The 26,444-nt window shown below is 51.8% G+C and carries 20 protein-coding genes and 9 pseudogenes; 16 read left to right on the top strand and 13 right to left on the bottom strand.

Annotated elements, in window-relative coordinates; all coding sequences use genetic code 11:
* From O1721_RS25835 to O1721_RS25825, 3 genes and pseudogenes are all read left to right on the top strand, one after another.
* Positions 1-220 (top strand): annotated as a pseudogene (locus tag O1721_RS25835) (hypothetical protein); the annotation flags it as partial.
* A gap of 3 nt (positions 221-223) precedes the next feature.
* Positions 224-655: a hypothetical protein gene (locus O1721_RS25830; RefSeq protein WP_063413681.1), complete on the top strand. Its 432-nt coding sequence runs from the start codon at positions 224-226 to the stop codon at positions 653-655.
* Between the two features lie 90 nt (positions 656-745).
* Positions 746-1,434 (top strand): annotated as a pseudogene (locus O1721_RS25825) (IS3 family transposase); the annotation flags it as partial.
* 546 nt (positions 1,435-1,980) lie between these two features.
* On the opposite strand, the gene O1721_RS25820 reads toward O1721_RS25825, so the two are convergent.
* Together O1721_RS25820 and O1721_RS25815 are read right to left on the bottom strand one after the other, a co-directional pair.
* Positions 1,981-2,289 carry an ArsR/SmtB family transcription factor gene (locus O1721_RS25820; protein ID WP_032415288.1) on the bottom strand — a complete coding sequence of 103 codons (309 nt, stop codon included), beginning with the start codon at positions 2,287-2,289 and terminating at the stop codon, positions 1,981-1,983.
* 95 nt (positions 2,290-2,384) lie between these two features.
* Positions 2,385-3,509 carry an alkene reductase gene (locus O1721_RS25815; protein ID WP_023279877.1) on the bottom strand — a complete coding sequence of 375 codons (1,125 nt, stop codon included), beginning with the start codon at positions 3,507-3,509 and terminating at the stop codon, positions 2,385-2,387.
* Positions 3,510-3,769: 260 nt separating this feature from the next.
* Here O1721_RS25815 and O1721_RS25810 point away from each other — a divergent pair, with 260 nt between their 5' ends.
* The 5 genes from O1721_RS25810 (at position 3,770) to O1721_RS25790 (ending at position 8,484) form a co-directional block, all read left to right on the top strand.
* Positions 3,770-4,702 carry a LysR family transcriptional regulator gene (locus O1721_RS25810; protein ID WP_158002126.1) on the top strand — a complete coding sequence of 311 codons (933 nt, stop codon included), beginning with the start codon at positions 3,770-3,772 and terminating at the stop codon, positions 4,700-4,702.
* A gap of 82 nt (positions 4,703-4,784) precedes the next feature.
* A complete protein-coding gene (locus tag O1721_RS25805; protein WP_017384065.1) occupies positions 4,785-5,660 on the top strand; it encodes an MBL fold metallo-hydrolase in 876 nt (291 codons plus the stop codon).
* A gap of 178 nt (positions 5,661-5,838) precedes the next feature.
* Positions 5,839-6,618, top strand: a complete 780-nt coding sequence (locus O1721_RS25800) for a DMT family transporter (RefSeq protein WP_048702732.1) — start codon at positions 5,839-5,841, stop codon at positions 6,616-6,618.
* Positions 6,619-6,693: 75 nt separating this feature from the next.
* The gene (locus tag O1721_RS25795) at positions 6,694-7,530 is read left to right on the top strand and encodes a helix-turn-helix transcriptional regulator (protein ID WP_023279881.1); all 837 of its coding nucleotides are present in this window, start codon (positions 6,694-6,696) and stop codon (positions 7,528-7,530) included.
* A 294-nt stretch (positions 7,531-7,824) separates the two neighbouring features.
* Complete coding sequence (locus tag O1721_RS25790; RefSeq protein ID WP_007897903.1) at positions 7,825-8,484, top strand: SDR family oxidoreductase; 660 nt, start codon at positions 7,825-7,827, stop codon at positions 8,482-8,484.
* A gap of 41 nt (positions 8,485-8,525) precedes the next feature.
* Here O1721_RS25790 and O1721_RS25785 read toward each other — a convergent pair.
* Positions 8,526-9,122, bottom strand: a pseudogene (locus O1721_RS25785) (LysR substrate-binding domain-containing protein); the annotation flags it as partial.
* Positions 9,123-9,569: 447 nt separating this feature from the next.
* Positions 9,570-9,896 carry a four-helix bundle copper-binding protein gene (locus O1721_RS25780; RefSeq protein ID WP_022649401.1) on the bottom strand — a complete coding sequence of 109 codons (327 nt, stop codon included), beginning with the start codon at positions 9,894-9,896 and terminating at the stop codon, positions 9,570-9,572.
* A gap of 431 nt (positions 9,897-10,327) precedes the next feature.
* On the opposite strand from O1721_RS25780, the gene O1721_RS25775 reads away from it, so the two are divergent.
* Together O1721_RS25775 and O1721_RS25770 are read left to right on the top strand one after the other, a co-directional pair.
* Positions 10,328-11,461, top strand: a complete 1,134-nt coding sequence (locus O1721_RS25775; protein WP_022651297.1) for a glutathione-independent formaldehyde dehydrogenase — start codon at positions 10,328-10,330, stop codon at positions 11,459-11,461.
* A 569-nt stretch (positions 11,462-12,030) separates the two neighbouring features.
* Positions 12,031-12,330 (top strand): annotated as a pseudogene (locus O1721_RS25770) (IS66 family transposase); the annotation flags it as partial.
* Positions 12,331-12,401: 71 nt separating this feature from the next.
* Here O1721_RS25770 and O1721_RS25765 read toward each other — a convergent pair.
* The 3 genes and pseudogenes from O1721_RS25765 to O1721_RS25755 form a co-directional block, all read right to left on the bottom strand.
* On the bottom strand, positions 12,402-15,053 hold the full coding sequence (locus tag O1721_RS25765; protein ID WP_012561117.1) for an excinuclease ABC subunit UvrA: 2,652 nt from the start codon (positions 15,051-15,053) through the stop codon (positions 12,402-12,404).
* Between the two features lie 169 nt (positions 15,054-15,222).
* A pseudogene (locus O1721_RS25760) lies at positions 15,223-15,402 on the bottom strand (hypothetical protein); the annotation flags it as partial.
* Between the two features lie 69 nt (positions 15,403-15,471).
* A pseudogene (locus O1721_RS25755) lies at positions 15,472-15,618 on the bottom strand (metal-sensitive transcriptional regulator); the annotation flags it as partial.
* 51 nt (positions 15,619-15,669) lie between these two features.
* Between O1721_RS25755 and O1721_RS25750 the strand changes: the two are divergent.
* From O1721_RS25750 to O1721_RS25730, 5 genes and pseudogenes are all read left to right on the top strand, one after another.
* Positions 15,670-16,355, top strand: a pseudogene (locus O1721_RS25750) (IS3 family transposase); the annotation flags it as partial.
* 672 nt (positions 16,356-17,027) lie between these two features.
* Positions 17,028-18,536 carry a group II intron reverse transcriptase/maturase gene (gene ltrA / locus O1721_RS25745; protein WP_001189111.1) on the top strand — a complete coding sequence of 503 codons (1,509 nt, stop codon included), beginning with the start codon at positions 17,028-17,030 and terminating at the stop codon, positions 18,534-18,536.
* A gap of 80 nt (positions 18,537-18,616) precedes the next feature.
* Positions 18,617-18,853: pseudogene (locus O1721_RS25740) on the top strand (DDE-type integrase/transposase/recombinase); the annotation flags it as partial.
* A 224-nt stretch (positions 18,854-19,077) separates the two neighbouring features.
* Positions 19,078-20,154 carry an IS110 family RNA-guided transposase gene (locus tag O1721_RS25735; protein WP_000227969.1) on the top strand — a complete coding sequence of 359 codons (1,077 nt, stop codon included), beginning with the start codon at positions 19,078-19,080 and terminating at the stop codon, positions 20,152-20,154.
* Between the two features lie 16 nt (positions 20,155-20,170).
* Positions 20,171-20,447: pseudogene (locus O1721_RS25730) on the top strand (IS3 family transposase); the annotation flags it as partial.
* Positions 20,448-20,646: 199 nt separating this feature from the next.
* On the opposite strand, the gene fghA reads toward O1721_RS25730, so the two are convergent.
* The 5 genes from fghA to O1721_RS25705 form a co-directional block, all read right to left on the bottom strand.
* Positions 20,647-21,483 (bottom strand): S-formylglutathione hydrolase, encoded by an 837-nt coding sequence (gene fghA, locus O1721_RS25725; protein WP_012561110.1) that lies wholly within the window; start codon positions 21,481-21,483, stop codon positions 20,647-20,649.
* A 64-nt stretch (positions 21,484-21,547) separates the two neighbouring features.
* On the bottom strand, positions 21,548-21,946 hold the full coding sequence (locus O1721_RS25720; protein ID WP_012561111.1) for a VOC family protein: 399 nt from the start codon (positions 21,944-21,946) through the stop codon (positions 21,548-21,550).
* A gap of 43 nt (positions 21,947-21,989) precedes the next feature.
* A complete protein-coding gene (frmA, locus tag O1721_RS25715) occupies positions 21,990-23,099 on the bottom strand; it encodes an S-(hydroxymethyl)glutathione dehydrogenase (RefSeq protein ID WP_017384070.1) in 1,110 nt (369 codons plus the stop codon).
* Positions 23,100-23,133: 34 nt separating this feature from the next.
* Positions 23,134-23,409 (bottom strand): formaldehyde-responsive transcriptional repressor FrmR, encoded by a 276-nt coding sequence (gene frmR / locus O1721_RS25710; protein WP_017384071.1) that lies wholly within the window; start codon positions 23,407-23,409, stop codon positions 23,134-23,136.
* A gap of 113 nt (positions 23,410-23,522) precedes the next feature.
* A protein-coding gene (locus O1721_RS25705; RefSeq protein WP_223195083.1) for an IS1 family transposase occupies positions 23,523-24,220 on the bottom strand; the annotation gives its coding sequence in 2 pieces (ribosomal slippage) (positions 23,523-23,971 and positions 23,971-24,220; 699 coding nt in all).
* Between the two features lie 400 nt (positions 24,221-24,620).
* Here O1721_RS25705 and acuI point away from each other — a divergent pair.
* Positions 24,621-25,604: an acrylyl-CoA reductase (NADPH) gene (acuI, locus tag O1721_RS25700; protein ID WP_023280857.1), complete on the top strand. Its 984-nt coding sequence runs from the start codon at positions 24,621-24,623 to the stop codon at positions 25,602-25,604.
* A 62-nt stretch (positions 25,605-25,666) separates the two neighbouring features.
* On the opposite strand, the gene acuR is transcribed toward acuI, so the two are convergent.
* Positions 25,667-26,323: an acrylate utilization transcriptional regulator AcuR gene (gene acuR / locus O1721_RS25695; protein ID WP_023280966.1), complete on the bottom strand. Its 657-nt coding sequence runs from the start codon at positions 26,321-26,323 to the stop codon at positions 25,667-25,669.
* Positions 26,324-26,444: the final 121 nt, after the last annotated feature.

Here is a 26,444-nt window from a genome sequence, read left to right as displayed (position 1 = left end):
GTTTAAGGCGGTTGTTCAGTCAGCGTCCTGCAATCCGGGATGTGAGAACATGCTGGCCGGAGCTGATTCTGTTCCCGTGTGGAAACGCAGGATGGCTCATTATGACAACCTTCTGGAGATTGCCGTGCGAAATAATGCTCCTCAGGCTGACAGGGATTTTCTGATGCTTGAGAGAGATTTTTATGCAGATGCTGTCCGTTTTTTTGAAAAGGATGAATAGAGCATGACGAACGAACAGTCGGGGGTTAAAAAAACACAGGCAAGAGCAGAGCAGGCCCTGAGGGAACTGATGTTATCAGGGGAGCGTATCAGCCAGTATGCTGTGGAAAAACGAGCGGGGCTGGCAAACGGCACCCTGAATTATAACTGTCCTGAGTACAGGCAGGTCAGGGAGGCTATCCGCAGTCTGAAAAAAACGTGCCAGGGCACCGCGCCGGTTGATGAGCAGGGCATTGAGCAGCAGATCAAGCTGAAAGAAAAGTATCGCCGTCAGAGAAATGAGCTGAGGGAAGAAATCAAAAAGATGATGGCTGAAAATGTAGAGCTGTTACATAACCTTATACTTTTACAGCAGTATGTCAGGGAGCTTGAACGCAACACCGGGAGGGAGAAAGGGGACGTCATTCCGTTCTCGGGTGGTGTCAGTACAGACTGAGGCTATACTGAACGGAAGGACGCGAGGTGAATCGCCACAGGTTTAACAGACACCTCAGAGTCATTTAAGATGACTTAAAGAGAGGTGCCCATGAGCGGTAAGCGTTATCCTGAAGAGTTTAAAATTGAAGCAGTCAAACAGGTTGTTGATCGCGGTTATTCTGTTGCCAGCGTTGCAACGCGTCTCGATATCACCACCCACAGCCTTTACGCCTGGATAAAGAACTACGGTCCGGATTCTTCCACTAATAAAGAACAGTCAGATGCTCAGGCCGAGATCCGCCGTCTTCAGAAAGAGCTGAAGCGGGTTACCGACGAACGGGACATATTAAAAAAAGCCGCGGCGTACTTCGCAAAGCTGTCCGACTGAGGTACGCCTTTATTCGTGACAACACCTATTGCTGGCCTGTTCGCCTGCTCTGTCGGGTGCTGGATGAACATCCCAGTGGTTTTTACGCCTGGCTTCAGCAGCCGCATTCACAACGCCATCAGGCAGACCTGAGACTGACAGGACAGATTAAACAGTTCTGGCTGGAATCGGGATGCGTCTATGGTTATCGCAAAATCCATCTGGATCTGCGGGACAGCGGGCAACAGTGCGGAGTGAACAGAGTCTGGCGACTGATGAAACGTGTCGGGATAAAGGCTCAGGTCGGATACCGGAGCCCGAGGGCATGTAAAGGCGAGGCCAGTATCGTGTCGCCCAACAAGCTCCAGCGACAGTTCAATCCGGATGCTCCGGATGAGCGTTGGGTAATCACAGCGTGGTTTCCTCAAACCCTCGCTGTGAATTAACTGAAATACTTCATTGAAGCTGTAACCAAACAGTTAACTGAAAGAATGAGCCCGCAGAGCATTGCACAGCGATGACACCATTTGTTGAGCTTCACCGTTTTCGCATACAACCGTCCGGAATTTGGAAAAGCACTGTCTTTTTGTACTGACCGATCATGATTAAGTGACACCTCTTCGAAAAAGAGAGCGCGATGAGCGATTAATATATGGCTCGAAAGACAATTATGTTGGGCTTTTATGACCGCTGTCAGAGGTATTATCTTACCCGGACGGCAACAGGGTCGGAATGTCATCAGCGGCACTGTAACAAGCTATCCGCCATCTTAAATATCTGCAGGTCCTTGCACCGAGTATGCACACCAACCGACAGAGTGATTTGACCCAAACTGGTGGATATTTTGCAAAACTATTAGCCTCTTATGACCGGTCTGCAGCCTGATATTGAGGAATTAGTGCGCTTTCATGGAATGCCTGCCGGGATCGCAAGTACGAACCCCCGGTACTGTTACACTGAATGTGCTCAGTCCTGTATCAGATTGTATTTTTCAGCAACTCAAGAACAACCCTTATTTTATCATTGTCACGTTTGTAGTACGTCCAGGGACCGATGCGCTGAGAAGTAACAAGTTGTGCCCGTTGAAGAGCTGAGAGGTAAAGAGAAACGGTAGACTGTGAGAGCCCGACCTTTTCCTGAATGATACTGACACACACACCGAACTCGTCCGCATCAGCATAAGGCTGATGGAAGTGTATTTTCGGTTCCTTGAGCATATGCAGAATTTTTCTTCTAACAGGGTTTCCCAGCGCCTTAATCACGTCATTCAAATCAATATCAGGCATAAACTCTGTCACTTGTCGCATTGAGGAATTGCAATGTTACGATACTTCTCTACGTTAAGCATCAGCTTTTGAAAAGCTGATGCTCATAAGAATGGTTAGCCAAAGGCGGGATAATCTGTGTAGCCTTTTGCCGTTCCACCATACATGGTTGTTGGATCGACCGGATTCAGTGGCCATTCATGATAAAGGCGCTGCGGTAAATCCGGATTAGCTATGAACGGGCGGCCAAATCCGATAATGTCTCCCCAGCCAGCACCGATAATCCGTTCGGCTTTTTCTTGCGTATATCGCCCGGCATACATAATTACACCGCTGAATAACTTACGGACTTCAGCTCTGAATGCTTCAGGCAATTCGGGAGCATCATCCCAGTCGGCTTCAGCAAGAGAAATATAGGCTATTCCGATTTCTTCAAGAATTTTAACGGCTTCGGTATAGGTTTCATGGGGATCATCTTCCACCAGGCCAAGATAGACCCTTACTTCATCCGTGGTCTGAAAGAGCGGAGCAAAACGGACTCCCACACGGTCTTTACCGACCACATCAGCGACAGCCTGCGTCACTTCGCGCAGAAACCGCAGCCGGTTATGTAATGAGCCACCATATTCATCCTCTCTTTTGTTGCTATGGGATGACATGAACTGGTTAACCAGGTATCCATTTGCACAGTGAATTTCCACACCGTCAAAACCGGCATCAAGGGCGTTCTGAGCTGCCCCGGCGTACATCCTGACAATCTCACTAATTTCCTCTTTTTCCAGTGCGCGGGGGCAGGAAGCGGTAGCCAGCGCACCCTCTCCCGGCCCGGTTTCGATGAATACCTTAACGTTTTCCCCTGCCGGTATCGCCGACGGAGCGACAGGCGAGGCGTTACATGGCTGCAGGGAGTTATGGGATACTCTTCCGACATGCCAGAGCTGGGCAAAAATGATGCCTTCTTTTTCATGCACTGCCCGCGTCACTTTCTTCCAGCCTTCCACTTGCCGTGAGCTGTAGATCCCCGGGGTCCACGCATAACCCTGCCCACGAGGTTCGATTTGTGTTCCTTCGGTCACCATAAACCCGGCACTGCTGCGCTGTGCGTAATATTCAGCCATCAGTTCGTTCGGAATATCACCCGGTTGTGAGCTCCGTGAGCGGGTTAAAGGCGGAAGTACAACACGATTCTTCAGGGTGTAGGGACCTAGTCTGGTGGGAGAGAACAGGTTTTTCGTCTTCATTACATATCCTGATATAGCGAATTTTCAATATCACTGAAACGCCATGTCTCAGCATTTACGACCTGGCATGTCGTCGTTCGGCCGATGTAGCCGCAGAACCACGACACTTTATTCCACATATTGAGATTTACCAATATCTAGATTTATAAAAATTATGATCGGATGAGCGGAACGGGGGGGTTGCCTGATGGCTCACAGAATCGGCATCATGAACCTAAATGGTTCTGATAATGTTATCGGAGATCCTGAACGGGAACGGTATGCGTCACGATTTTAATGACTATGTTGCATTCATGGCAGTAGCACAGGAGTGCAGTTTTTCACGGGCTGCTGTCCGCCTCGGGATCTCGGCATCCACGCTTTCACACACGATACGTCGTCTCGAGGAGCGCGTTGGCATGCCGTTACTTATGCGTACAACCAGGCGGGTGGCTGTCACCGAAGCCGGTAAACAATTATTACTGACGCTTGAACCCGGTCTTGCGCGCATTGAAGCGGGCGTGACAGCTCTTCAGAGACTGCGCCATACACCGGCTGGGCTGGTCAGACTTACGGTATCAGATCACATGATTCATGAATGTCTCTGGCCACGATTGTCACCGTTACTAAAAAAATATTCGGATATCAAGGTGGAAATGTCGCAGCAGAACGGTTTTGTCGACATTGTTGAGGGCAATTTTGATGCCGGAGTCCGAATTGGTGATGACATATTAAAGGATATGGTGGCCGTCCGAATCGCACCGGACATACGGTTTGTCGTCATTGGATCGTCCACCTATCTTGCAGAAAGAGGTCTGCCGCTACATCCCTCTCAGCTGGAAAAACATGACTGCATCAATATACGTCTGTCACCCACAGGCCCGCTGTATGGCTGGGAATTTGTCAGGCAGGGGGAGATTGTGAAAAAAGTGGACGGGCAGCTTACTTTTTCAAGCATTTATCCAATGCTTCAGGCAGTAAAAGATGGCTACGGCCTGGCCTACCTGCCGGAGTCTTCTGCCCTGGCGGGGATTGAGGCGGGACACTATTGTCGGGTGCTTGAGGACTGGTCAGAGGCTTTTCCCGCCGACATGATAATTCCAATAATGTCCATTACAGGCTCCGGTAAAGATAATACCGACACCTTACATGAGAAAGGCAAAAGCAATATAACCTGCTGTGCTCCGGATTTTAAGAATGAGCGGTTTACGTAGCAGGATGAGCAGTTCGAACCAGAAATTTCGTTACTATTGCTAAAGTAAAACCTGATGACCTCTAATCGTAACGGAGACCAATATGACTTCACAACTGAACTGGCAGGCCCCGGCTATCAATCGCAAAAAAGTAGGTGACATGACTGTGACCATGCTGAGTGATGGCTATCTGGACGTATCTTTTGAGCTGCTGTCTGGTATTGACGGCTCACGTGCCGAGGATTTACTGCAGAAGCGCGGTGTGCCAGCAGTACCCCGTATTAATATCAACGTCTACGTTATCCAGACGCCTGAGCGAACCATCCTGATTGACAGTGGTGCCGGAGGTATCAATGGCTGGGGCGGTCGGCTTCAGGTAGCCCTGGCCGCGGCAGGCATTGACCCGCTTCAGATTGATACCCTTCTCCTGACTCACGCGCATCCTGACCATATCGGCGGGCTTGCAGGCCCCCTGCAGACTCCCGTTTTCCGCAATGTTCAGCAGTTGTTTGTGCATGAGAAAGAACTCGCTTTCTGGCGTGATGAAACCATTTCCGCTGGCGCGCCTGACGCATTCAAGCCGTTCTTTGAAGTAGCAAGGAACGCCTTCAGCGCTTATGACGACAAACTGGTGCCATTCCGCGAGGAAGCGATTTTACCAGGTATTCAGACTGTACCGCTGTTCGGCCATACACCAGGACATACCGGTTATCTGCTGGGTGATGAAAAAGAGTCGCTGCTCATCTGGGGTGATATTGTTCACTTCCCGCACATTCAGGTTGCTCAGCCTGACGTTACTATCGCGTTCGACAGCGATCCTGCGGCGGCGGCGGCCATCCGTAGCAAAGTGCTTGACCGCGCAGCGAGCGATAACCTGGCTGTCAGTGGTATGCACTTCAACCTGCCTACTACCGGTAAGGTTATCCGTGAAGGTAACAGCTTCGCACTGAATTACGACCTGTGGTCACCCGCAGTCTGATCACCTTCCTTCCCGGTGCACACAATAGTGACCGGGAAGATCCCCTTTCATATCGCCCGACAAGAACCCACCTGCAATACTATGAATATCACTGCCTCACAAAAAAATGGCTCATTACTCTTGCGCCCTGGCTTTTTGTATTCCTCTGGAGTCAGGGTTTGTCGCAGCCAAATTTACCGTGCAGTACAGCGCGCCGTTTCATCTTTTATTCCTGCGTGGCGCATTTTCCTGTCTGGTCCTTCTGCTGCTTACACTGGGGTTCAGGGCCCGTTTTCCGTCCGGCAGAGGAATGGTTCGCAACCTGATTGTCGGACTTTTCCTGCAGAGCTTCTTTCTGGGCGGATGCTTTTATGCCATCCATCGTGGCATGCCGTCAGGCATTGTGGCGCTCATCACCGGCCTGCAGCCGGTACTGACTGCAATACTGGTTTCACTCATGCACCGTCAGTCCCTGCATCCCCGGAAATGGCTGGGTATTGCGATTGGCTTTGCGGGCGTTTTCCTGGTGCTCTCGCCAGGCCAGCATAGTTTTGCACTGGATCCTGTGGCTTTTGGGTCGGTCATGCTGGGGTTATTTGGCGTAACGATCGGAGCGCTTTATCAGCGCCGTGCTCAGGGAGATGGACATATCTTTGCGAACACGTTTTTACAGTACGTCACTTTGACAATATCGATGGGTGCAATTAGCCTGATGTTCGAATCTGCTCCGACGCAGTGGAGCTTATCATTTGCGCTGGGTCTGGGCTGGCTGGTTATTGGCGTATCGGTTCTGGCGATTATGTTGCTGATTTTTATGATACGAAGCGGTGAAGCAACCAAAGTCGCTACTTACTTTTACCTGGTTCCCATTCTCACGGCAGCTGAAGCGTGGTTGCTGTTTGGAGAGGCCATTACATTGCCCATGCTTGTGGGTATGGCAATAACTATAATCGGCCTGATTTTTGTCATCCGGGAATAGACAACCGCACGCGTCGCTGTATGCTTTTGTATATGGCGACGTATAATAGCGGTCAAAGTCAAATTCCGGATGAATATGCAAACAGTCAGCTTTTCCGATTCTCCCGTTGATGATCTCCTCGCTGAGCTTCTTACCCTGGCACGCTCCCGTTTTCCACTTCCCTGCGATTGCCTTCGCGCAGAACAGACGCATCAGGTAAAGAAGTTCGAGGTGGAAGGTGCGACCCTTTCCTTCCCGCTGGAAGGAGAATTCCGGTATCGTGAAAATGAGAAATGGCACCGGGTGATCCCGGGCGAGATTATGGTCGTCCCGAATGCCCGTAGCATCGATATAGAATATGCCCCTTCAGAACAAAGTGGTGAGTTTGTTGCCCTGAGCGTGGTGCTCGCGGAGGAACAGCTTGAAGCAGCCAGGCTGTTACTTGCCGCACCACCACCACAGGACACCGGCAGCATCGCAGCCATTTCCGTATCAGCTCTTCTTTCACCCCTTAACCGCTGGACAGCCGCAATGCGGGAAGGGAAGCGTCCGCTTTCCCTGCACGCCATGGTTGAAGTGGTGCTCTGGCTTTATGGCATGGGATACCATGCTTTGCTGCGAGCCCGGCAGCCAAGTCTGGCCATGAAAATCCGTCAGATGGTAGCGGACAAACCGGCTCATCCCTGGAGTGCTGCTGAAATTGAAGATCTGACGGGACTCAGTGGCCCCACGCTTCGGCGCCACCTGGCCAGTGAGTCAACCAGCTTACGCTCAGTTATCGCCGATGCACGTATCGCGGAGGCTCTCCGCCTGCTGATGACATCGACGCTGCCGGTAAAAACGGTCGCGGGGCGGGTGGGTTACAATTCACTATCGAGCTTCAGCAAGCAGTTTTCTGAACGCTATGGAATCGAACCTTCAGGGTTCCGCTGACTTCAGTTCGTTCAAGGTACACATTGCGTCCCTCGCACTTCAGTAACTTGCGTGGATCTTTCGAATATAACGGAAGATATTGGCCGGCATTGCGTGTAACCGGTTCAGGAGTTCTCATCGTGACGGGAGAGCTAAATCGGTACGGCTGTTGTTCTCAGCTATAAGAACAACTGAGTATCTGACCAGCTGTCTGGTGCTGGCAGCAGCATGCAGTGCAATCGGTCAGGCTCAAAGGAACTGACCTGATGTCAGGTTATAATTTCGGACACATCATAACCCCAGAAGGAGACAACTGTGGTTCATGTTTTCATTATCGGTGGTGCAGGCAAAATCGGCCAGCGTCTGTGCAGGATCCTTTCAGGTAGGGGGCATGCTGTTCGTGCCCTCTACCGTAAGCCAGAGCAGCAGGCATTGCTAGGCGAGCTGGGTGCTGAGCCCGTCAGTGGGAGCCTGACAGAGCTGGATGCAGCTGCGCTGGCGATGCACTTTGCAGGTAGTGATACAGTGGTGTTTACTGCCGGTGCCGGCGGTAAGGGGGGACAGGAGATGACCAATGCGGTCGACGGCGAAGGGCTGAAAAAGTCGGTAGCTGCCGCCCTCAGTGCCGGTGTGTCTCGCTTTCTGCTCGTTTCTGCATTCCCGGAGTCCGCACGGGGAGAAACCACTTCTGAATCATTCGAAAATTATATGCGTGTTAAAAAAATGGCCGATGTGGAACTAGCACAAAGCGAGCTTGACTGGGTGATCCTGCGCCCCGGCGCGCTGCAGGATAAGACTGGTACGGGTTATGTACGTGCCGGCCTGGCCATCCCGTATGGTAACGTGCCCCGTGATGACGTGGCGGCTACGCTGGCTGAACTCATTGAGCAACCTGCCGTCAGCCGCGTCATCATTGAGCTGACGTCTGGCGATGCTCCTGTCCGTGAAGCCATACAGAAGCTGGCGGGCCGATAAAAGGCAGCGCACGTACCAGCAGGCTGCAGGCCCCCAGGCGTTTACAATAAACTTTCCAGCCAGTCGGTAAACGCCCGTACTTTTCGGGAGAGATGGCGGTGCGGATACAGAAGTTACAGTTTGCGATTCGGGGACGTATTATCTGGCAGAACCTCTACCAACAGCCCGCGATCGAGATAAGGCTGCAAAAAAATATTCATGCCCTGTAGTATTCCCAGCCCCGCCAGGCCTGCTGCAATGTAGGCTTCTGAGTTATCCACGACAAGCCTGCCTGGAAGTTCAATTTCGGTGGAGCCCTCTGACGTCCCGAATGTCCAGGGCATAACTTGTCTGTTGCTGCTGTTAATCCAGTTGACGGCCTGATGCTGCTGCAACTCGTCCATTGTTTCCGGGGTGCCGTGTTGATCAAGATACGCAGGACTGGCGCAGGTCGTCATTTTAACGGTTCCCACCTCCTTTGCGATATAGTCGCCATCGTCCAGCTCCCCCACCCTCAGTATGCAGTCCAGGCCATCATGCAGCATATTCCGTCGGCGGTCTGAGCTGCTCAGGATAATTTCAATTCCGGGATGCTGGCGATAAAAATCAGGCAGGTTGGGTATAACAAGTAAAGCCGCAAACGCGACAGGCATATCTATGAGCGAATAGCGGGCGTCAAAATGATAGCGACAGGAAAGTTCTGCCATATTAAACATAACAACCCTTGGGCGCACCGCCGCAGGCGCCCTCAGCACGTTTCTGCGGCCTCCCGCCTGTTTCCGGCACCTTTCAAACGCCCCTGATGATTTCTGCGCGTCTGCATGGCTATGCAGTGAGATCTGCTCTCCACCGATTAGTGCATGCAGATTTTGGAAACGTCCAATTCTGGCACGAAGCGGTCACCCCGGCGGGGTGCAGTCCGCTGTCAGCGAAAACGGACATTGAGCCAATCAAATAATCTGTGCCAGAATTTGTCATTGAGGCTAGTACTTTCGAGTAGATCTATTTCCCGCCCGTACTCTTAAACTCATCTATCTCATCCTTCTACGACTTATTACCGGGAATATAAAACCCCGCCGAAGCGGGTTTGGTAATTTGAGTTTTTCTCAGGCGGCCATCTTTCTGCATTGTTCGGCGCAGTGATGACAAGCGCTTGAGCAATCCTGACAATGGTCATGTTCATGCTTTCCACACTCGTCACCGCACTTCTGACAAACATCAGCGCAAAGACGGCAAAGATCCTGGGCAGACCCGCTATTTAGTGTCATGAATTGAGCTGCAAGACGGCAGATATTTGCACACTGCATATCCAGTTTTATGCACTCGCGCATCATCTCCAGATTCTCTTCGTCGAGACACGAAGCCGCACAGTTATCACATGCCGTTGCACATAGATAACAGGCTTCGATGCATTTTTTGTATTCGTCTAACATAATTTCTCCTTAGCTAAGGTTACGTATTAAGCATGGAAGAGATAACTGATTATTCAAATTTTGAATTAGTTAATTACCTTTTCAGCATTTCATATCATTGATTCAAAGTGCATCTCTAGGGTTACCTAATTCACCTATGTCTACTTCTGGCACAATGCAGAAATGAGATAGATTTACTTTATCCGCTTCTCGCTCAAAGCTGTCCGTAATCCCTTGCCTGCTTAAAAAAACCGGATTAACGTGTGATGTTTTTACGTTTTCCAGGCAGCCTTCATCGGTAAGTACCTGTCTTACAGACTTCAATGCACTTAGTTAAGAAACATCCTAATCGTCCTTTCGCCGATCGCGAGATCTGTTATGGCAGCTAAACTCGATTGATACCCCAATCCGCGGGGCAGCATTTCCTTTCCGCACGCAAGAAGGAGAAGATCATGAAAGCAGTAATTTACAACGGTCCTTATGATGTAAAAGTAAAAGACGTACCGGATGCGAAAATTGTCCGCCCCACGGATGTACTCGTCCGCATCACCACCACCAACATTTGTGGGTCGGACTTGCACATGTATGAGGGCCGGACCAGCTTTGAACAGGGACGGATTCTGGGTCACGAAAACCTGGGTGAAGTGGTCGAAATTGGCTCAGGCGTTGAACGTATTAAGGTGGGCGACTATGTTTGTCTGCCGTTTAACGTGGGATGTGGTTTTTGCGAAAACTGTGAAAAAGGTCTGACCGGCTTTTGTCTCACTACCAATCCGGGTACGGCAGGCGCAGCTTATGGTTTTGCTGAAATGGGTCCCTGGGAGGGAGGTCAGGCGGAACTTCTTCGGGTGCCATTTGCCGACTTTAACTGCCTTGTTCTTCCCCCTGATGCGGCAGAAAAAGAAGATGATTATGTGATGCTCTCTGACATTTTTCCTACCGGCTGGCATGCAACAGAACTTGCCGGATTGAAGCCTGGTGAAAGCGTGGCCATTTATGGCGCGGGGCCGGTCGGTTTGATGGCAGCTCATTCGGCGATCATTAAAGGTGCTTCACAGGTGTTTGTGGTTGATACGCACACAGACCGGTTGGCTCTGGCTGAAAAAATGGGGGCGACGGGCATCAATGCTACTGGCGATGAAGCTGTACAAAAAATTCTCGACCTGACGGATGGACGCGGTACGGATTGTGGCTGCGAATGTGTTGGCTATCAGTGCTGTAACAAACATGGCCATGAAGATAACTCTGTTACCATGAACAGTCTTGTTGCGTCGACGAAAGCAACCGGGGGAATTGGTGTGGTTGGCGTCTTTATTCCTCAGGATCCGGGGGCTGAATCGGAGCTTGCCAGAGAGGGTAAGATGCCATTTGATTTTGGGAGTTTCTGGTTTAAAGGACAGGCAATCCGTACCGGCCAGGCGAACGTTAAGGCCTATAACCGTCAGCTGTCTCGCCTCATCCATCACGATAAAGCCAGTCCGGGCAAAATAATTTCTCATCGTCTTTCGCTTGAAGAGGCTCCTGCCGGATATAAGCACTTCGATGAGCGGGATGAAGGATGGACGAAGGTTATCCTTAAGCCTTAAATAGAGTTATCCGGTATGAGAAAGCAAAAACCGGGAAAGAATGTATGACTTTTGACAGGGTGCAATAAAATATCCTGTCAGGGCGTTATTATTCATACTTTCAGCTGCCAGGCGCTTCCATATCCAGACTTGTTCCCTGATTTTGCCGACGAGATAGCAAAATTAATACATTCAGGAGGAGGCATCTGCGGTTGATCTGTTCCGTATTTATTAACGCCCTGTGCTGTAAGTATTGTCTGCCTCTACCACATAGCAGACATGTGCGCAGGAACGGTCCGCTATGAGCGAAAAGCGGACTTCCGGTCCTTGCGCAAACTCCCGTTCCGAGAAGTTGCAGTTCACAAATCACCTGTTAAAGAAGGTATGGTAGCCCACAGCATTAATTTTGCTTCCATCTTCAGTCAGACTGGCCGGTACCGGCTTCCGATAAGTTTCGTCGGCTGAGGCCCGCTAAAGTAGAGAGGTCAAAAAATAACCTTGACGTACAATAATTTTCGATATCCAAACTGACCCCTAATTAGGTGGACACCTGATGACTGACTTAAAATTTCTATCACGCCAGCGTTACACATCCGCAGTCGCATCTTGCGGGGTTCAGCGGGGTGTTGCAGGCGGACGTGCACGTGCGGACGCCCTCTGACACCACGACCGAAGCGCTGTGCCGTATCGGCGAGCTGTATGGCATCGAGGCGGGCATCCGGGGCAAAAGCGCGGCGGAACGGCTGGCCATTCGGCAGGAAAAAGCGGTACCGCTGCTGACCGCGCTGGAGGGCTGGCTGCGTGAAAAGCAGAAAACGCTGTCACGGCACTCGGAGCTGTCGAAGGCGTTCGCGTACGCGCTGAACCAGTGGGATGCGCTGAAATTATACCTGCGGGAGATTACTGATACAGAACACGCCGGGAATGTGCCGCCATTGACGCAATGACGACACAGCCCTTTTTAACCGTTCCGTGAGAGTTCCCTGGCAATATACTGTGCGGTACGGCTTTCTTTGACCTGCGATACCTGTTCGGGAGTTCCTGCGGCAACCAGGCGTCCTCCCTCATGTCCCGCTCCAGGACCGATGTCGATAACCTGGTCTGCCTGAGTAACCGCCCGCATATCGTGTTCAATCATTATCACCGTATTTTCTGCATCAACAAGCCGCTGCAGCTGCACAAGGAGGCGGTCGGCGTCTGAAGCATGCAGGCCGGTTGTCGGTTCATCTAGGATATACAACGTGTGGCCACGTTGGCTACGTTGTAGTTCGGTTGCCAGCTTGATCCTTTGCGCCTCCCCTCCGGATAACTCGGTTGCTGGTTGTCCCAGACGCAGGTAGCCCAGACCAATTTCACTCAGCAGACGGAGGGGACGAGCCACTGGTTCTTCAGTCGCAAAGAACTGACTGGCTTCATCCACCGTCATATGCAGGACCTCCGCGATATTTTTGTCCTGCCAGCAGATCCTGAGAGTATCCCGGTTATACCGCGCGCCATGGCAGGTCGGGCACGGTGCATACACGCTCGGCATAAACAACAGCTCCACGCTGACGAATCCTTCACCTTCACAGGTTGCACAGCGGCCTTTTGCCACATTGAAAGAGAATTGACCCGCATCGTAATGATGGAGTTTGGCGTCAGTCGTTCCGGCAAAGAGCTTACGAACAGGATCAAACAACCCGGTATATGTCGCCAGGTTTGAACGGGGGGTCCTGCCTATCGGTTTCTGGTCAACCTGAACCAGACGCTTTACCAGTCCGGTATCACCGGTCAGGGTACCGTACGTTTTCTCCGTTACGGATGGCCCCTCAGCGTCGCTGGCTTCGGAAAGCACGTCTTCTGGCTCACCGCCAAGTGAAGAAAGCACCAGTTCCGGTAAGGCCTGGGCAATCAGACTGGATTTACCGGAGCCAGAGACTCCCGTCACGGCTGTCAGCACACCCAGAGGAATATCAACATCGATCCACTTAAGATTGTGGCGATGGATCCCCTGCAGTTTCAGCCACCCGGATGGGATACGGGCAAAAGATTGTGGTGGCCGGACTTCATCAAATAAATAACGCGCGGTACGAGATTGGGTGACGGCTTTCAGATCTTCAGGAATACCACTGTAGAGAACATGTCCTCCCTGTTCACCAGCCGACGGTCCCACATCAACAAGCCATTGCGCCCGTCGCATCAGGTTAAGATCATGTTCAACGACAAACACCGAGTTGCCGGCATCACGAAGGTTCTCAAGCGCATCGTAAAGCGCTTTACTGTCTGAGGGGTGCAGACCCGCAGACGGTTCATCAAGAACATAGACCACACCAAACAGCATCGAACTGAGTTGCGTGGCAAGACGCAGTCGCTGAAGCTCTCCTGCAGATAGAGTTGGGGTTGCTCTGTCCAGCGTAAGATAACCCAGCCCCAGCTTCTGCAACTGATACAACCGGGCCATGACACCACCGGTCAGCCGTTGTGCCGCCAGTCGTTTCTCTTCCGATAACGCCGATGTCCGGCAGACATCGGCGTTATCGGAATGGACCGCTTTTCCGGATGCAGCACGCTCTGTCAGATCCCGACGGGTGATATCCCTGTCGGCATCTGCGCCGGCGTGGTGGGCACTGAAATCCCCCCGGGAGATTGGAAGGAGCAATTCCGCCAGCTGGTCTAAGGGCATCTGCATAAATTCACCAATGTCCACACCGGCAAAGGTGACGGACAATGATTCTGACTTCAGTCTTTTCCCGTGACAGACCGGACACAGCTTGCCTTCCATAAAACGGGAGACTCGTTTTCTCATCAACGCGCTTTGCGTGCTGGCGAAGGTATGTAGCACATAACGACGTGCCCCGGTGAAGGTCCCCATATAACCCGGCGTCATTTTTTTCCTGACGGCTTCGCGCGTATCTTCCGGACTCAGTCCCGGGAAAACCGGTACAGTGGGGGTGTCTTCGGTAAAAAGGATCCACTGACGGTCTTCCGCTGGCAGATTTTTCCAGGGAGTGTCGATGTCATACCCCAGCGTCACCAGAATATCCCGCAGATTCTGTCCGTGCCAGGCCGGGGGCCAGGAAGCAATAGCCTTTTCACGGATACTAAGTGAGGGATCGGGCACCATCAGTGTTTCAGTTACCTCATAGATATGGCCCAGACCATGGCAAGAAGGGCATGCCCCCTGCGGCGTGTTGGGAGAAAAATCCTCGGCATACAGCATCGGTTGTCCGGCAGGATAAGCGCCCGCCCGTGAGTACATCATTCGCACCAGACTGGATAAGGTGGTCACGCTGCCGACAGAGGAGCGCGCGTTACTGGCACCGCGTTGTTGCTGAAGCGCAACGGCTGGCGGCAGTCCGTCAATGGCATCCACATCCGGAACCCCGACCTGATCAATGAGGCGACGAGCGTAGGGGGCAACCGATTCAAAGTAGCGCCGTTGCGCCTCAGCATAAATGGTGCCAAAGGCCAGTGAAGACTTACCCGAGCCTGACACACCCGAAAAAACAACCAATGCGTTGCGCGGAATGGAAACATCCACCTCTTTAAGGTTGTTCTCGCGAGCACCGCGAATCACAACTGAATTGTTGTCGTCAGTCAGGATGGGATGATAACCGAAAAGTTTCTTTGCCATAGAATTTCCTGTGCTAGGTGTGTCCGCTCTTAATAAGGCCACCTCTTGTGACGGTATCTGGTGTGCCGGACCGCTCGATCAGAAAGCCCGTCGAAAAAAGCGTTTGTGTGACTGGAAACAGATTGCTGAAGCTGGGCCCGGTGGTACCATGTGGGACACCGCTGAAGTTTCAGCGGTACCCTGCGGATCCGCCTTCTGTATGAGAACTGGCTGGCGGCGTACCCGGGACCGGAGATTTGGCTCCCGTGATAATGCGGGCTCCCCGGTACGCGACGCTGTGGTTCCAGACCCAGCTGATGGCGACACTCAGGCGGTTTCGGGTACCAATTAAAAAATACAGATGAATAATGCACGTGATTTCATATGTCATTTCCTTTCATTACAGTTTTAGACCCCATCAGACATCTGCCTGGCAGAGTTAACGGAGATAGGAGCGGACTATCGAAATGGTGTCGTCGATTGACCTCTTCTGCGACTCATTTCGTTTGCCCGTATCGGGGAATTCCTCCCGAAGATAGCTTTCCAGAACAACCGCCATCAGGTCGTTAACGGCTCCCTGGACTGACCCCGCCCCGGTAGACGATCCTGCCCTATAGTTTGAGTATAGGAGGAGCGTATGGGCACACCACGATTTACACCTGAATTTAAGGAAGAAGCCGTCCGTCAGATAACGGAACGCGGTTATTCCGTCGCCTAAGTATCTGAGCGTCTGGGCGTCTCTGCACACCGCCTCTACAAGTGGCTACGGGCTATCAAACCTGATAACAGCGAGCAGCATGCCCGGGATTTACTGGAAGCTAAAAGCGAGATCCTGAAACTCCGGGCGCAGCTAAAACGCACCGAAGAAGAACGGGATATCCTGAAAAAGGCCGCGCGGTACTTTGCAAAGGAGCCCGACTGAAGTACCGCTTTATCAATGAGCACCGAACTGTATGGGGTGTGATGACGATGTGTCGGGTACTGAATGTCGCCCGGGCCGGGTTCTATGCGTGGCTGCATAACCCTGTCTCGGCGCGTGATAAAGATAACCAGCGCCTGCTGATGCTTATCCGCGACTCATATTCCCTGAGCGGAGGCGTATACGGTTACCGGCGGGTTCATGGCGATCTGAACGAAATCGGGGAAACCTGTGGTAGAAACCGGGTGGGTCGGATCATGCAACTGGACCGGATTAAAGCTGTGCGCGGCTATAAAGCGCCACGTCGTATCGCTGGCAGGCCTTCAGTCGTTGCTCCTAATCTCGTGCAGCGGCAGTTCACCGTTGTCCGGGCCACCCAGGTCTGGGTCACCGATATTACTTATAGTGTGCCCGGAGTTCAGGGCGGGCATGGATGCTTAAATGAACCGCGAGTCTGTCTGGAATATTGAACCGGTAACTCACGATGAGAAACCCAACAATCCCACCGGGTGTGACGGTGGAGAACCTGAGCGGCAGTGACCTGCGGCATGCCCGCAGGGTGATGTAACCCGCTGACAACGGGGATTGAGGCGAGATCACTAAGCCGAGATGATCCTCAAGGTTAAGTACTGAAAGGCTGAAGAACATGAACCCGTTAATCCGCCTCTGTGGGTTGAAAACGTCACCACGGCCTACGTGATCTGACAGGCCGTGCAGGAGGAACTGGCAGTGATACGTAAGCACTGCCGGTCGAAGGTGTTTTGACATGTATGCGAAACACCGGGGCAGCAGCGTCTATCACGCTTGCGATGCTGACTTCTGCCAACTTGCGGCAAGCAAGGATAAAGAGTGCGACGGGCAGCCTCCTCAGTATGCCTGAGTCCAGGCAGGTAAACCGGGGAAGGTCAGCGACGGATGTTAAGGGGGCATGGCTCCGATGACGCGCTGGCTGGCGGAGCTTCCGTAGTAGTCCGCGATGGGGAAAGCCCATTACATGGCGAAGGGAAGCAGTTTGAATGTGTTTGCGACGTGAATTAACTGACCTAACGAGGTGAAGACCTTTGATAATCAGCGAAATGCAACGCAAGCTTGCCACATGGGCAGCCACCGATCCGTCCCTACGGATTCAACGGCTGCTGCGTCTGATAACACAACCAGAATGGCTGGCTGAAGCGGCGCGGATCACGCTTTCATCAAAGGGGGCCCATACCCCCGGCGTTGATGGCGTGAACAAAACAATGCTACAGGCCAGACTGGCTGTTGAGCTGCAAATCCTCAGGGATGAATTACTCTCAGGCCACTACCAGCCCTTGCCCGCCAGACGGGTTTACATCCCTAAAAGCAACGGCAAACTGCGACCACTGGGTATCCCCGCGTTGCGGGATCGTATTGTTCAGCGGGCCATGCTGATGGCGATGGAGCCGATATGGGAGAGTGATTTTCATACGCTCTCATATGGCTTCCGGCCTGAGCGCAGTGTCCACCACGCGATCCGCACGGTGAAATTACAGCTCACAGACTGTGGTGAAACCCGGGGACGCTGGGTGATTGAAGGCGACCTGTCCAGTTACTTCGACACCGTACATCATCGACTGCTGATGAAGGCTGTACGCCGCAGGATCAGTGACGCACGTTTCATGACTCTGCTGTGGAAAACCATCAAGGCGGGACATATCGATGTCGGTCTCTTTCGGGCGGCCAGTGAAGGTGTACCACAGGGCGGTGTTATATCGCCGCTATTATCGAACATCATGCTGAATGAGTTCGATCAATACCTGCATGAGCGCTACCTGAGCGGGAAAGCCAGAAAAGATCGGTGGTACTGGAATAACAGTATCCAACGGGGCCGAAGTACGGCGGTCAGAGAAAACTGGCAGTGGAAACCCGCGGTGGCGTACTGCCGCTATGCCGATGATTTTGTCCTCATCGTCAAAGGCACCAAAGCACAGGCGGAAGCCATCAGGGAGGAGTGTCGGGGTGTGCTCGAAGGCAGTCTGAAACTCAGGCTGAACATGGATAAGACTAAAATCACCCATGTTAATGACGGCTTTATCTTTCTGGGGCACAGGATCATTCGCAAACGCAGTCGTTATGGCGAGATGCGAGTGGTCTCAACGATCCCGCAGGAGAAAGCCAGAAACTTCGCCGCATCGCTGACAGCACTGTTATCAGGCAACTACAGTGAAAGCAAAGTCGATATGGCTGAACAACTCAACCGAAAACTGAAAGGCTGGGCCATGTTCTATCAGTTCGTTGATTTTAAGGCCAAAGTCTTCAGTTATATCGACCGTGTCGTGTTCTGGAAGCTGGCTCACTGGCTGGCCCGCAAATACCGTACAGGTATCGCTTCCCTGATGAGGTGGTGGTGTAAATCACCGAAACCGGGTCAGAGCAAAACGTGGGTTTTATTTGGTAAAACCAATCACGGCAAGCTCAGCGGCGAAATACTGTACCGGTTGGTGGGGCAAGGCAAGAAGCTGTTCCGCTGGCGGCTACCCGAAGGTAATCCCTATCTGAGGACGGAGACCAGAAACACGTATACATCGCGCTTTACAGAAGTGGCAATGGCGTTCGCCAGCATTTAAATGGAGAGCCGGATGCGCTGAAAGGTGCACGTCCGGTTCGGGGAGGAGAGGCAGGGAAATAGTCCGACTACGCCCTGCCTCTTACTCTACTCCGCACCTGGCAGGGCTGGCTGTATCTGGCGGTGGTTATCGATCTCTTCGCCCGTAATGTGGTCGGCTGGTCGATGAAACCCACTCTCTCACGCGAACTGGCGCTCGACGCGCTGATGATGGCGGTCTGGCGCCGAAAACCAGACAGCGAGGTTATCGTACATAGCGATAGTAATAATGCCGATGTCAGTCTTTACCACCACTTAGTTTGCCGTTTAACCAGATTGGTGTGATTACTGATGCAGTGAAGACCTTCCCGCATCCTGACTCACACAGCGATCGACCTTTTGTGTCCTGCCCTGGACCCGTCGGTTGCCGGAAGCGCCTTCATGCGAGGCATCTCCTCACCGATGCGCGTGACTCAAGAAGGGCCTGACGGCTTGTCTCGTTACTGTCCTGTCCGGGTTATCTGTCTGGAGATTCAACTCTGTTTCCTCACAGGAGCTCTGTCATGGTTGATAAAGTTACCGAAGCTGCCGTTGTGGGTGGCGTGGATACACATAAAGATTTGCACGTTGCCGCTGTCGTAGATCAGAACAATAAAGTCCTTGGGACTCAGTATTTCTCCACAACACGACAAGGTTACCGGCAGATGCTGGCATGGATGACCTCGTTTGGGACATTAAAGCGAATTGGTGTTGAGTGCACAGGTACCTATGGTTCCGGTTTGCTTCGTTATTTTCAGAACGCCGGGTTAGAAGTTCTTGAGGTGACTGCTCCAGACCGGATGGAGCGACGCAAACGGGGTAAAAGTGACACAATTGATGCTGAATGTGCCGCTCATGCAGCATTCTCAGGCATCAGGACAGTTACTCCCAAAACGCGTGATGGCATGATTGAGTCCCTGCGGGTATTAAAAACTTGCCGAAAAACAGCAATATCAGCCCGCAGAGTCGCTCTCCAGATTATCCATTCAAATATTATCTCTGCCCCGGATGAATTACGTGAACAGCTCAGAAATATGACGCGCATGCAGCTCATCAGGACCCTGGGTTCCTGGAGACCTGATGCCAGTGAATACCGCAATGTAACCAACGTTTATCGCATTTCATTAAAGTCCCTTGCCCGACGCTATCTCGAGTTACATGACGAAATCGCTGATCTGGATGTCATGATTGCGGCAATTGTCGACGAGTTGGCACCTGAGCTGATTAAACGTAATGCTATCGGATACGAAAGCGCTTCACAGTTGCTGATCACTGCCGGAGACAATCCTCAACGGTTAAGATCAGAATCAGGATTTGCGGCACTGTGTGGTGTCAGCCCGGTCCCCGTTTCTTCTGGAAAAACGAACCGTTACCGACTTAATCGTGGTGGAGATCGTGCTGCAAATAGTGCACTTCACATCATCGCCATCGGACGCTTACGAACTGACGCAAAAACAAAGGAATATGTCGCCAGGCGTGTAGCCGAAGGACATACAAAAATGGAAGCGATACGCTGTCTAAAGCGATATATCTCCCGCGAAGTTTACACGTTACTGCGCAATCAAAACAGGCGGATCAACAGTATCCCGATAACAGCTTGACTCTTAGAAGGGCGTCCAGGGCAGCCAGTACGGCAGTGACGACTGGCAGCGCTTCTACCGGGCCAATAACCTGGCGCCGAGCATGAGCCGGCGTGGCAACTGCTGGGATAATGCGGTGGCCGAATCGTTCTTCAGTTCGCTGAAAAAAGAACGGATCAGAAAACGCATATATAAAACCAGGGATCTGGCCCGGGCGGATCTTCGATTACATTGAAGTCTTCTATAACCGGTCCCGGCGCCACAGCCACCTCGGCGACGTCAGTCCGGAGGCCTTCGAACAGGCCTCGTCGTGAGGACAGGATTTGTCTACAGGCGTGGGGTCAGTCCAAACTATAGGGCAGGATCGTCTACCGGGGCGGGGTCAGTCCATCAACGGCTCGGAAGTGTCTAGATTATCCGTGGCGATTCAGTTACAGTACATCTCAGGTCTGCAGGGTTCAGGCCCTGTTCAGGCCTGAAAATTAAGCACATTTTCTGAGGCTGGAAATCAACTCATGCTGACAGCCTGAGCCTGTTGGCATGGTAAGCAATGTGCTCACCAATAAAGCTGGAAATGAAATAATAGCTGTGGTCGTATCCAGTATGATATCGGAACGACGCATTGAGGTTCATCTCATTGCATACTCTCTCAAGGATTTTGGTGCGCAGTTGCTCTTCATAAAAGGCGTCACTCAGCCCCTGATCAATGAAGATTTCTGGTAATTTTTCACCCTGTAAAATGAGGCTGACTGGATCGTAGGCTTCCCACGTTTTTCTGTTTTCACCCAGGTAAGCGCTAAATGCCTGTTGCCCCCATGGCACCTGAGAAGGCGATACTATCGGGGAAAATGCTGATACGCTCACATATTCACCAGGATTTCGCAGAGCCAGCACCAGAGCACCCAGCCCTCCCATAGAATGACCGGATATAGATTTTCTTGCCGTTGCAGGAAAATGATTCATGACGACATCCGGAAGCTCTCTGAGAATATAGTCATACATCCTGTAATGAACATTCCACGGCTGTTCCGTCGCGTTCAGATAAAAACCGGCCCCCTGGCCAAGATCGTAACTGTCGGCATCCGGGACATTATTACCCCGGGGACTGGTATCCGGGACAACAACGATGACGTTATGCCGGGCTGCATAATGCTGCATACCTGATTTGGTGATGAAATTCTGCTCAGTACAGGTCAGGCCCGACAACCAGTATAGTACCGGCAGTTTTTCTGTTACTGCTTTGGGAGGAAGATACACACCGAAATTCATTTCACAATTAAGGGATTGTGAATAATGCCGGTACACGTTTTGCCAGCCGCCAGAGCTGGCATGCTGCTCAATGAGTTCCATCAGCCGTTATCTCATGGTTATTTCCCCTGACCGAAGCCAGGGGAAGTATCTTTAAATCCGGACGTCAGATAAACGTATACGCCGTGATTTTGTTACCCGCCGGATCCCGCAGGTAGGCAGCATAGGCCCCGGGAAGGTGACCACGCGGGCCAGGTTGACCTTCATCAGCTCCACCGGCGGCAAGGCCGGCAGCATGGAAAGCATCAACCTCTTCCGGGGTGGCAGCAGCGAAGCCGACAGTCACCCCGTTAGCGGAAGGTGCTTCACCGTTGCCCGGACGGGCAATGATAAATGCCGGCTTTTCGCGGCCATAGAGTACCCAGCCGTTGCCAAACGGGCCGAGGTTATTGATACCAAGCGTGCCCAGGACGACATCGTAAAATGCGGAGGATTTCTCGACATCGGCTGCGCCAATGAACACATGAGAAAAGATGCCGTCACCAGAAATTACCGGAGTTGTCATTTTCCACTTCCTTCAGTTTGAGTTGATTAAAATTCTGATGGGATCAGTAATGAATCACTGTCCGGATAGATTTGCCTTCATGCATAAGCTCGAAGGCGTCATTGATTTCATCCAGTGTCATCGTATGGGTTACAAATGGCTCAAGGTCAATATCCCCCTTCATGGCATCCTCGACCATACCGGGGAGCTGAGTGCGGCCTTTTACTCCGCCAAACGCGGAACCTTTCCATACGCGCCCGGTGACCAGCTGGAAAGGACGGGTGGAAATCTCCTGTCCGGCCCCTGCGACACCAATGACAACGGACTGCCCCCACCCACGGTGAGCACTTTCCAGCGCTGCACGCATGACGTTAACGTTACCGATACATTCAAAGGTATGGTCAATACCCCACTTGTTGATATCCAGCAGAACATCTTTAATCGGTTTGTCATAATCATTCGGGTTAATGCAGTCAGTGGCCCCGAACTGACGGGCCAGGTCAAATTTTGTCGGATTAGTATCGATAGCGATAATACGTCCCGCTTTTGCCTGACGGGCCCCCTGTACCGCAGCCAGACCAATTGCCCCCAGACCAAAAATGGCAACTGAATCGCCCGGCTGCACTTTAGCCGTGTTATGGACGGCGCCAATACCGGTAGTCACGCCACAACCCAACAGGCAGACGTGTTCATGGTTCGCCTCCGGGTTAATTTTTGCCAGAGAAACCTCGGCCACAACGGTGTATTCACTGAATGTGGAACATCCCATGTAGTGGTAAAGAGGCTGACCGTTGTATGAAAAGCGAGTGGTCCCGTCAGGCATCAGTCCTTTGCCCTGAGTCTCGCGAACCGATACACAGAGGTTCGTTTTACCGGACTGGCAGAATTCACACTCCCCGCATTCAGCGGTGTAGAGCGGAATAACATGGTCACCCGGCTTCACACTGGTGACGCCTTCACCAACTTCAACGACGATACCGGCTCCCTCGTGGCCGAGAACCACCGGGAAAACGCCCTCAGGGTCATTCCCTGAGAGGGTAAAGGCATCGGTATGGCAGACACCTGTGTGGGTGTTTTTAATCAGCACCTCGCCTTTTTTAGGCGGAGCAACATCAATTTCAACAATCTCCAGGGGCTTCCCTGGTGCAAATGCAACAGCGGCACGTGATTTCATACGTAATATATCCTCAATGTAATAATGGCCTCACCTATTTAAGATAGGCACGAACCAGCTCAATCGTATCGTCAACTGATTTACTGACTTCATGACTGTAGCTGTCATTCTGGTCAAAGGTTTCCCGTATGTGGCTCTCCAGCACCTCTGCCATCAGTCCGTTAGCGGCGCCCCGGACGGCGGCGATTTGCTGGAGAACGGAACGGCATTCAGCGCCACTTTCAAGTGCTCTTTCCAGAGCATCAATCTGACCCCGGATACGGCGAACCCGGGTTAGGACCTTTTTTTTCTCTTCAGGAGTACTGGGCATTGCTTACCTCACTGCTCTGTATTTCTTATACTATAGGGGAGTATTACATTAAGATCAACACATACCCCACTATAGTATAATAAATATATCAGAGCACCGGTAATGACTCCAACTTACTGATAGTGTTTTATGTTCAGATAATGCCCGATGACTTTGTCATGCAGCTCCACCGATTTTGAGAACGACAGTGACTTCCTGCCCAGCCTTGCCAGATGCTGCCTCAGATTCAGGTTATGCCGCTCAATGCGCTGCGTATATCGCTTGCTGATAACGTGCAGTTCTCCCTTCAGGCGTGATTCATAAAGCGGCCAGCCATCCGTCATCCATACCACGACCTCAAAGGCCGACAGCAGGCCCAGAAGACGCTCCAGCGTGACCAACGTGCGTTCACCGAATACGTGCGCCACAACCGTCCTCCGTATCCTGTCATACGCGTAAAACAACCAGCGCTGGCGTGATTTAGCGCCGACGTAACCCCACTGTTCGTCCATTTCCGCGCAAACAATGACGTCACTGCCCGGTTGTATGCGTGAGTTTACCGACTGCGGCCTGAGTTTTTTAAGTGTCGTAAAATCGTGTTGAGGCCAACGCCCATAATGCGTGCACTGGCGCGACATCCGACGCCATTCATGGCCATATCAATAATTTTCTGGTGTGTACCGGGCTGAGAGACGGTGTAAGTGAACTGTAGCTGCCATGTTTTACGGCAGTGAGAGCAGAGATAGCGCTGATGTCCGGCAGTACTTTTACCGTTACGCACCACGCCTTCAGTAGCTGAACAGGAGGGACAACTGATAGAAACAGAAGCCACTGGAGCACCTCAAAAACACCATCATACACTAAATCAGTAAGTTGGCACCATTACCCGAATTACCAGCGTCTGCTCTTGGCACGGAGCGGACCTATTTACTGAGCCGAAGGTCCGCTCAGACTAACTCATTAAAGCCTGGTTGTTTTATCGCATCATCAGCCGTGTTCTGAAGCATTAGCTATGTATCTTCAGGGATGCTGATTTTCCCTCTGCACCAGATAAACCAGAATACAGTTTGATGTCGGTCAAAAAAGACAGCTTTAAGTGCATGAAATGAATAATGTTTCTTGAATGCTGGCAAAGCACTGGGATAGTAGTGTTGATTATTAGACGATCGGTCAATATTATTTATTGACGACTTAATGACTGAACGGTAAACGCCCGGACAAACGAGGTGAACGTGTTTAAATCTTTATTAATCAACAAAACAGATGGACGCTATAGTGCGCAACTTGCTGAAATCGCTGAAAGTGAACTACCGCAGGGGGATGTGGAGGTCAATGTTGACTATTCATCCATCAACTACAAAGACGCACTGGCCATTACGGGCCGGGGCCCAATCGTCCGACGCTTTCCCATGGTGCCCGGCATTGATTTTACCGGTACAGTGTCCGCCAGTTCACATCCCGAATATCAGGCCGGAGATAAGGTTCTCCTGACCGGCTGGGGTGTTGGGGAAAAACACTGGGGCGGACTATCCGAAAAAGCACGGGTAAATGGAGACTGGCTGACGCCGCTCCCGGCTGGCGCTAACGGCAAACACGTAATGGCAATCGGAACAGCTGGGTTTACCGCGATGCTGTGCGTAGACGCACTTCTGAATCATGGTATTAAGCCTGAAGATGGTCCGGTACTTGTTACCGGTGCCAGCGGCGGCGTCGGGAGCATTGCGGCCATGATCCTTGCATCAATGGGGTACCGCGTTACGGCGTCTACTGGACGCCCGGAAGAGGCTGCCTGGCTCTATAAAACGGTCGGTGTGGACGAGATTATTAACCGTTCCGAGCTCTCCTGTCCCGGAAAACCGTTACAGAAAGAACGCTGGGCTGCCGCCATTGATACAGTCGGTAGCCATACGCTCTGCAATGTATGCGCCGGGGTGCGTTATGGCAGTATTGTTGCAGCCTGCGGCATGGCACAGGGGATGGAACTAATGGGGAATGTGGCTCCGTTTATCCTGCGTGGCGTCACGCTGAAAGGGATTGACAGTGTCATGTTCGCGAAGGAAAAAAGAGCGGCGATCTGGCAGCAGGCGGTACAGTATTTACCGGAGTCCAGACTGGATAGCCTGACCACCGTTTATCCGCTGAGTGATGCCATCAATGTGGCCGAAAAACTTCTGAGTGGCGGAATTCGTGGCCGGGCAGTAATTCAGTGTAGCTAATGAAGTGGAAGCCAGGCTCAGCCTGGGTTTGATAATTATTATCAGGGGCTGCGGCCCCTTTTTTACTTTTCAACAGCCGTGTCCTTAGAGGGCTGATAGCGTACTGACTTTTTGAAATAGCTCCAGAAGTCGTACACAGGCTGGGTTGAGCAATAAAGTTTGGCACGCATTACGGCACCCTCCCAACTGCTCCAGAAAATGGCCGCCAGTTGCGTATTATTCATATCGGAACGGATTTCGCCCGAAGATAACGCGTCGGACAGACAGCACGCCACAAGCGCCTGCCAGCGCTCAAGTATTTCGTGGAGCTGTTTGATAAAGGACAGTGGAAGACCCGGACTCTCCTGCATCATATTGCCAACCAGACAGCCCCGGGTGAAATTGTACTTTTTAATGCCGTCGCAGGCATCGTCGATGAAATTTTCCAGACGCATCATTGGTGTGAAGGATGATTCATACAGATGTTTTTGGAGTTTATGCACAAAGAAACTGTCATAGGCGCTCAGAACAGTCTGGGCATACTCTTCTTTGCTCTTGAAATAGTAATAAAATGAGCCTTTAGGAACACTGGCATTTTTGACAATGGCATCGACTCCCGTTGAAAGAAAACCATTCTGCGTGAGCAGTTCAAGCCCGCTTCGGATCAGGTCATTACGGGTATCTGTATAGGTACTCTCTGTTTTTCGTGGCCTGCCTCGCCCACGAATTTCGCCAGTCATGACTTTGCTCCTGCATTTTATTAACGGAAAAGAATAAGTGATTTTGCGCGGAGGCTTCAATCAGTTTATCCCCGGCGGTGACGAGGTGGCCACCTATGCCGACTGGACAGGGGACTGACTA

Source organism: Enterobacter cloacae complex sp. HYC033_NIDB (genome assembly GCF_056673335.1).
Note: the sequence above shows the minus strand (reverse complement) of the source record. Positions and strands in the feature narration are given on the sequence as shown.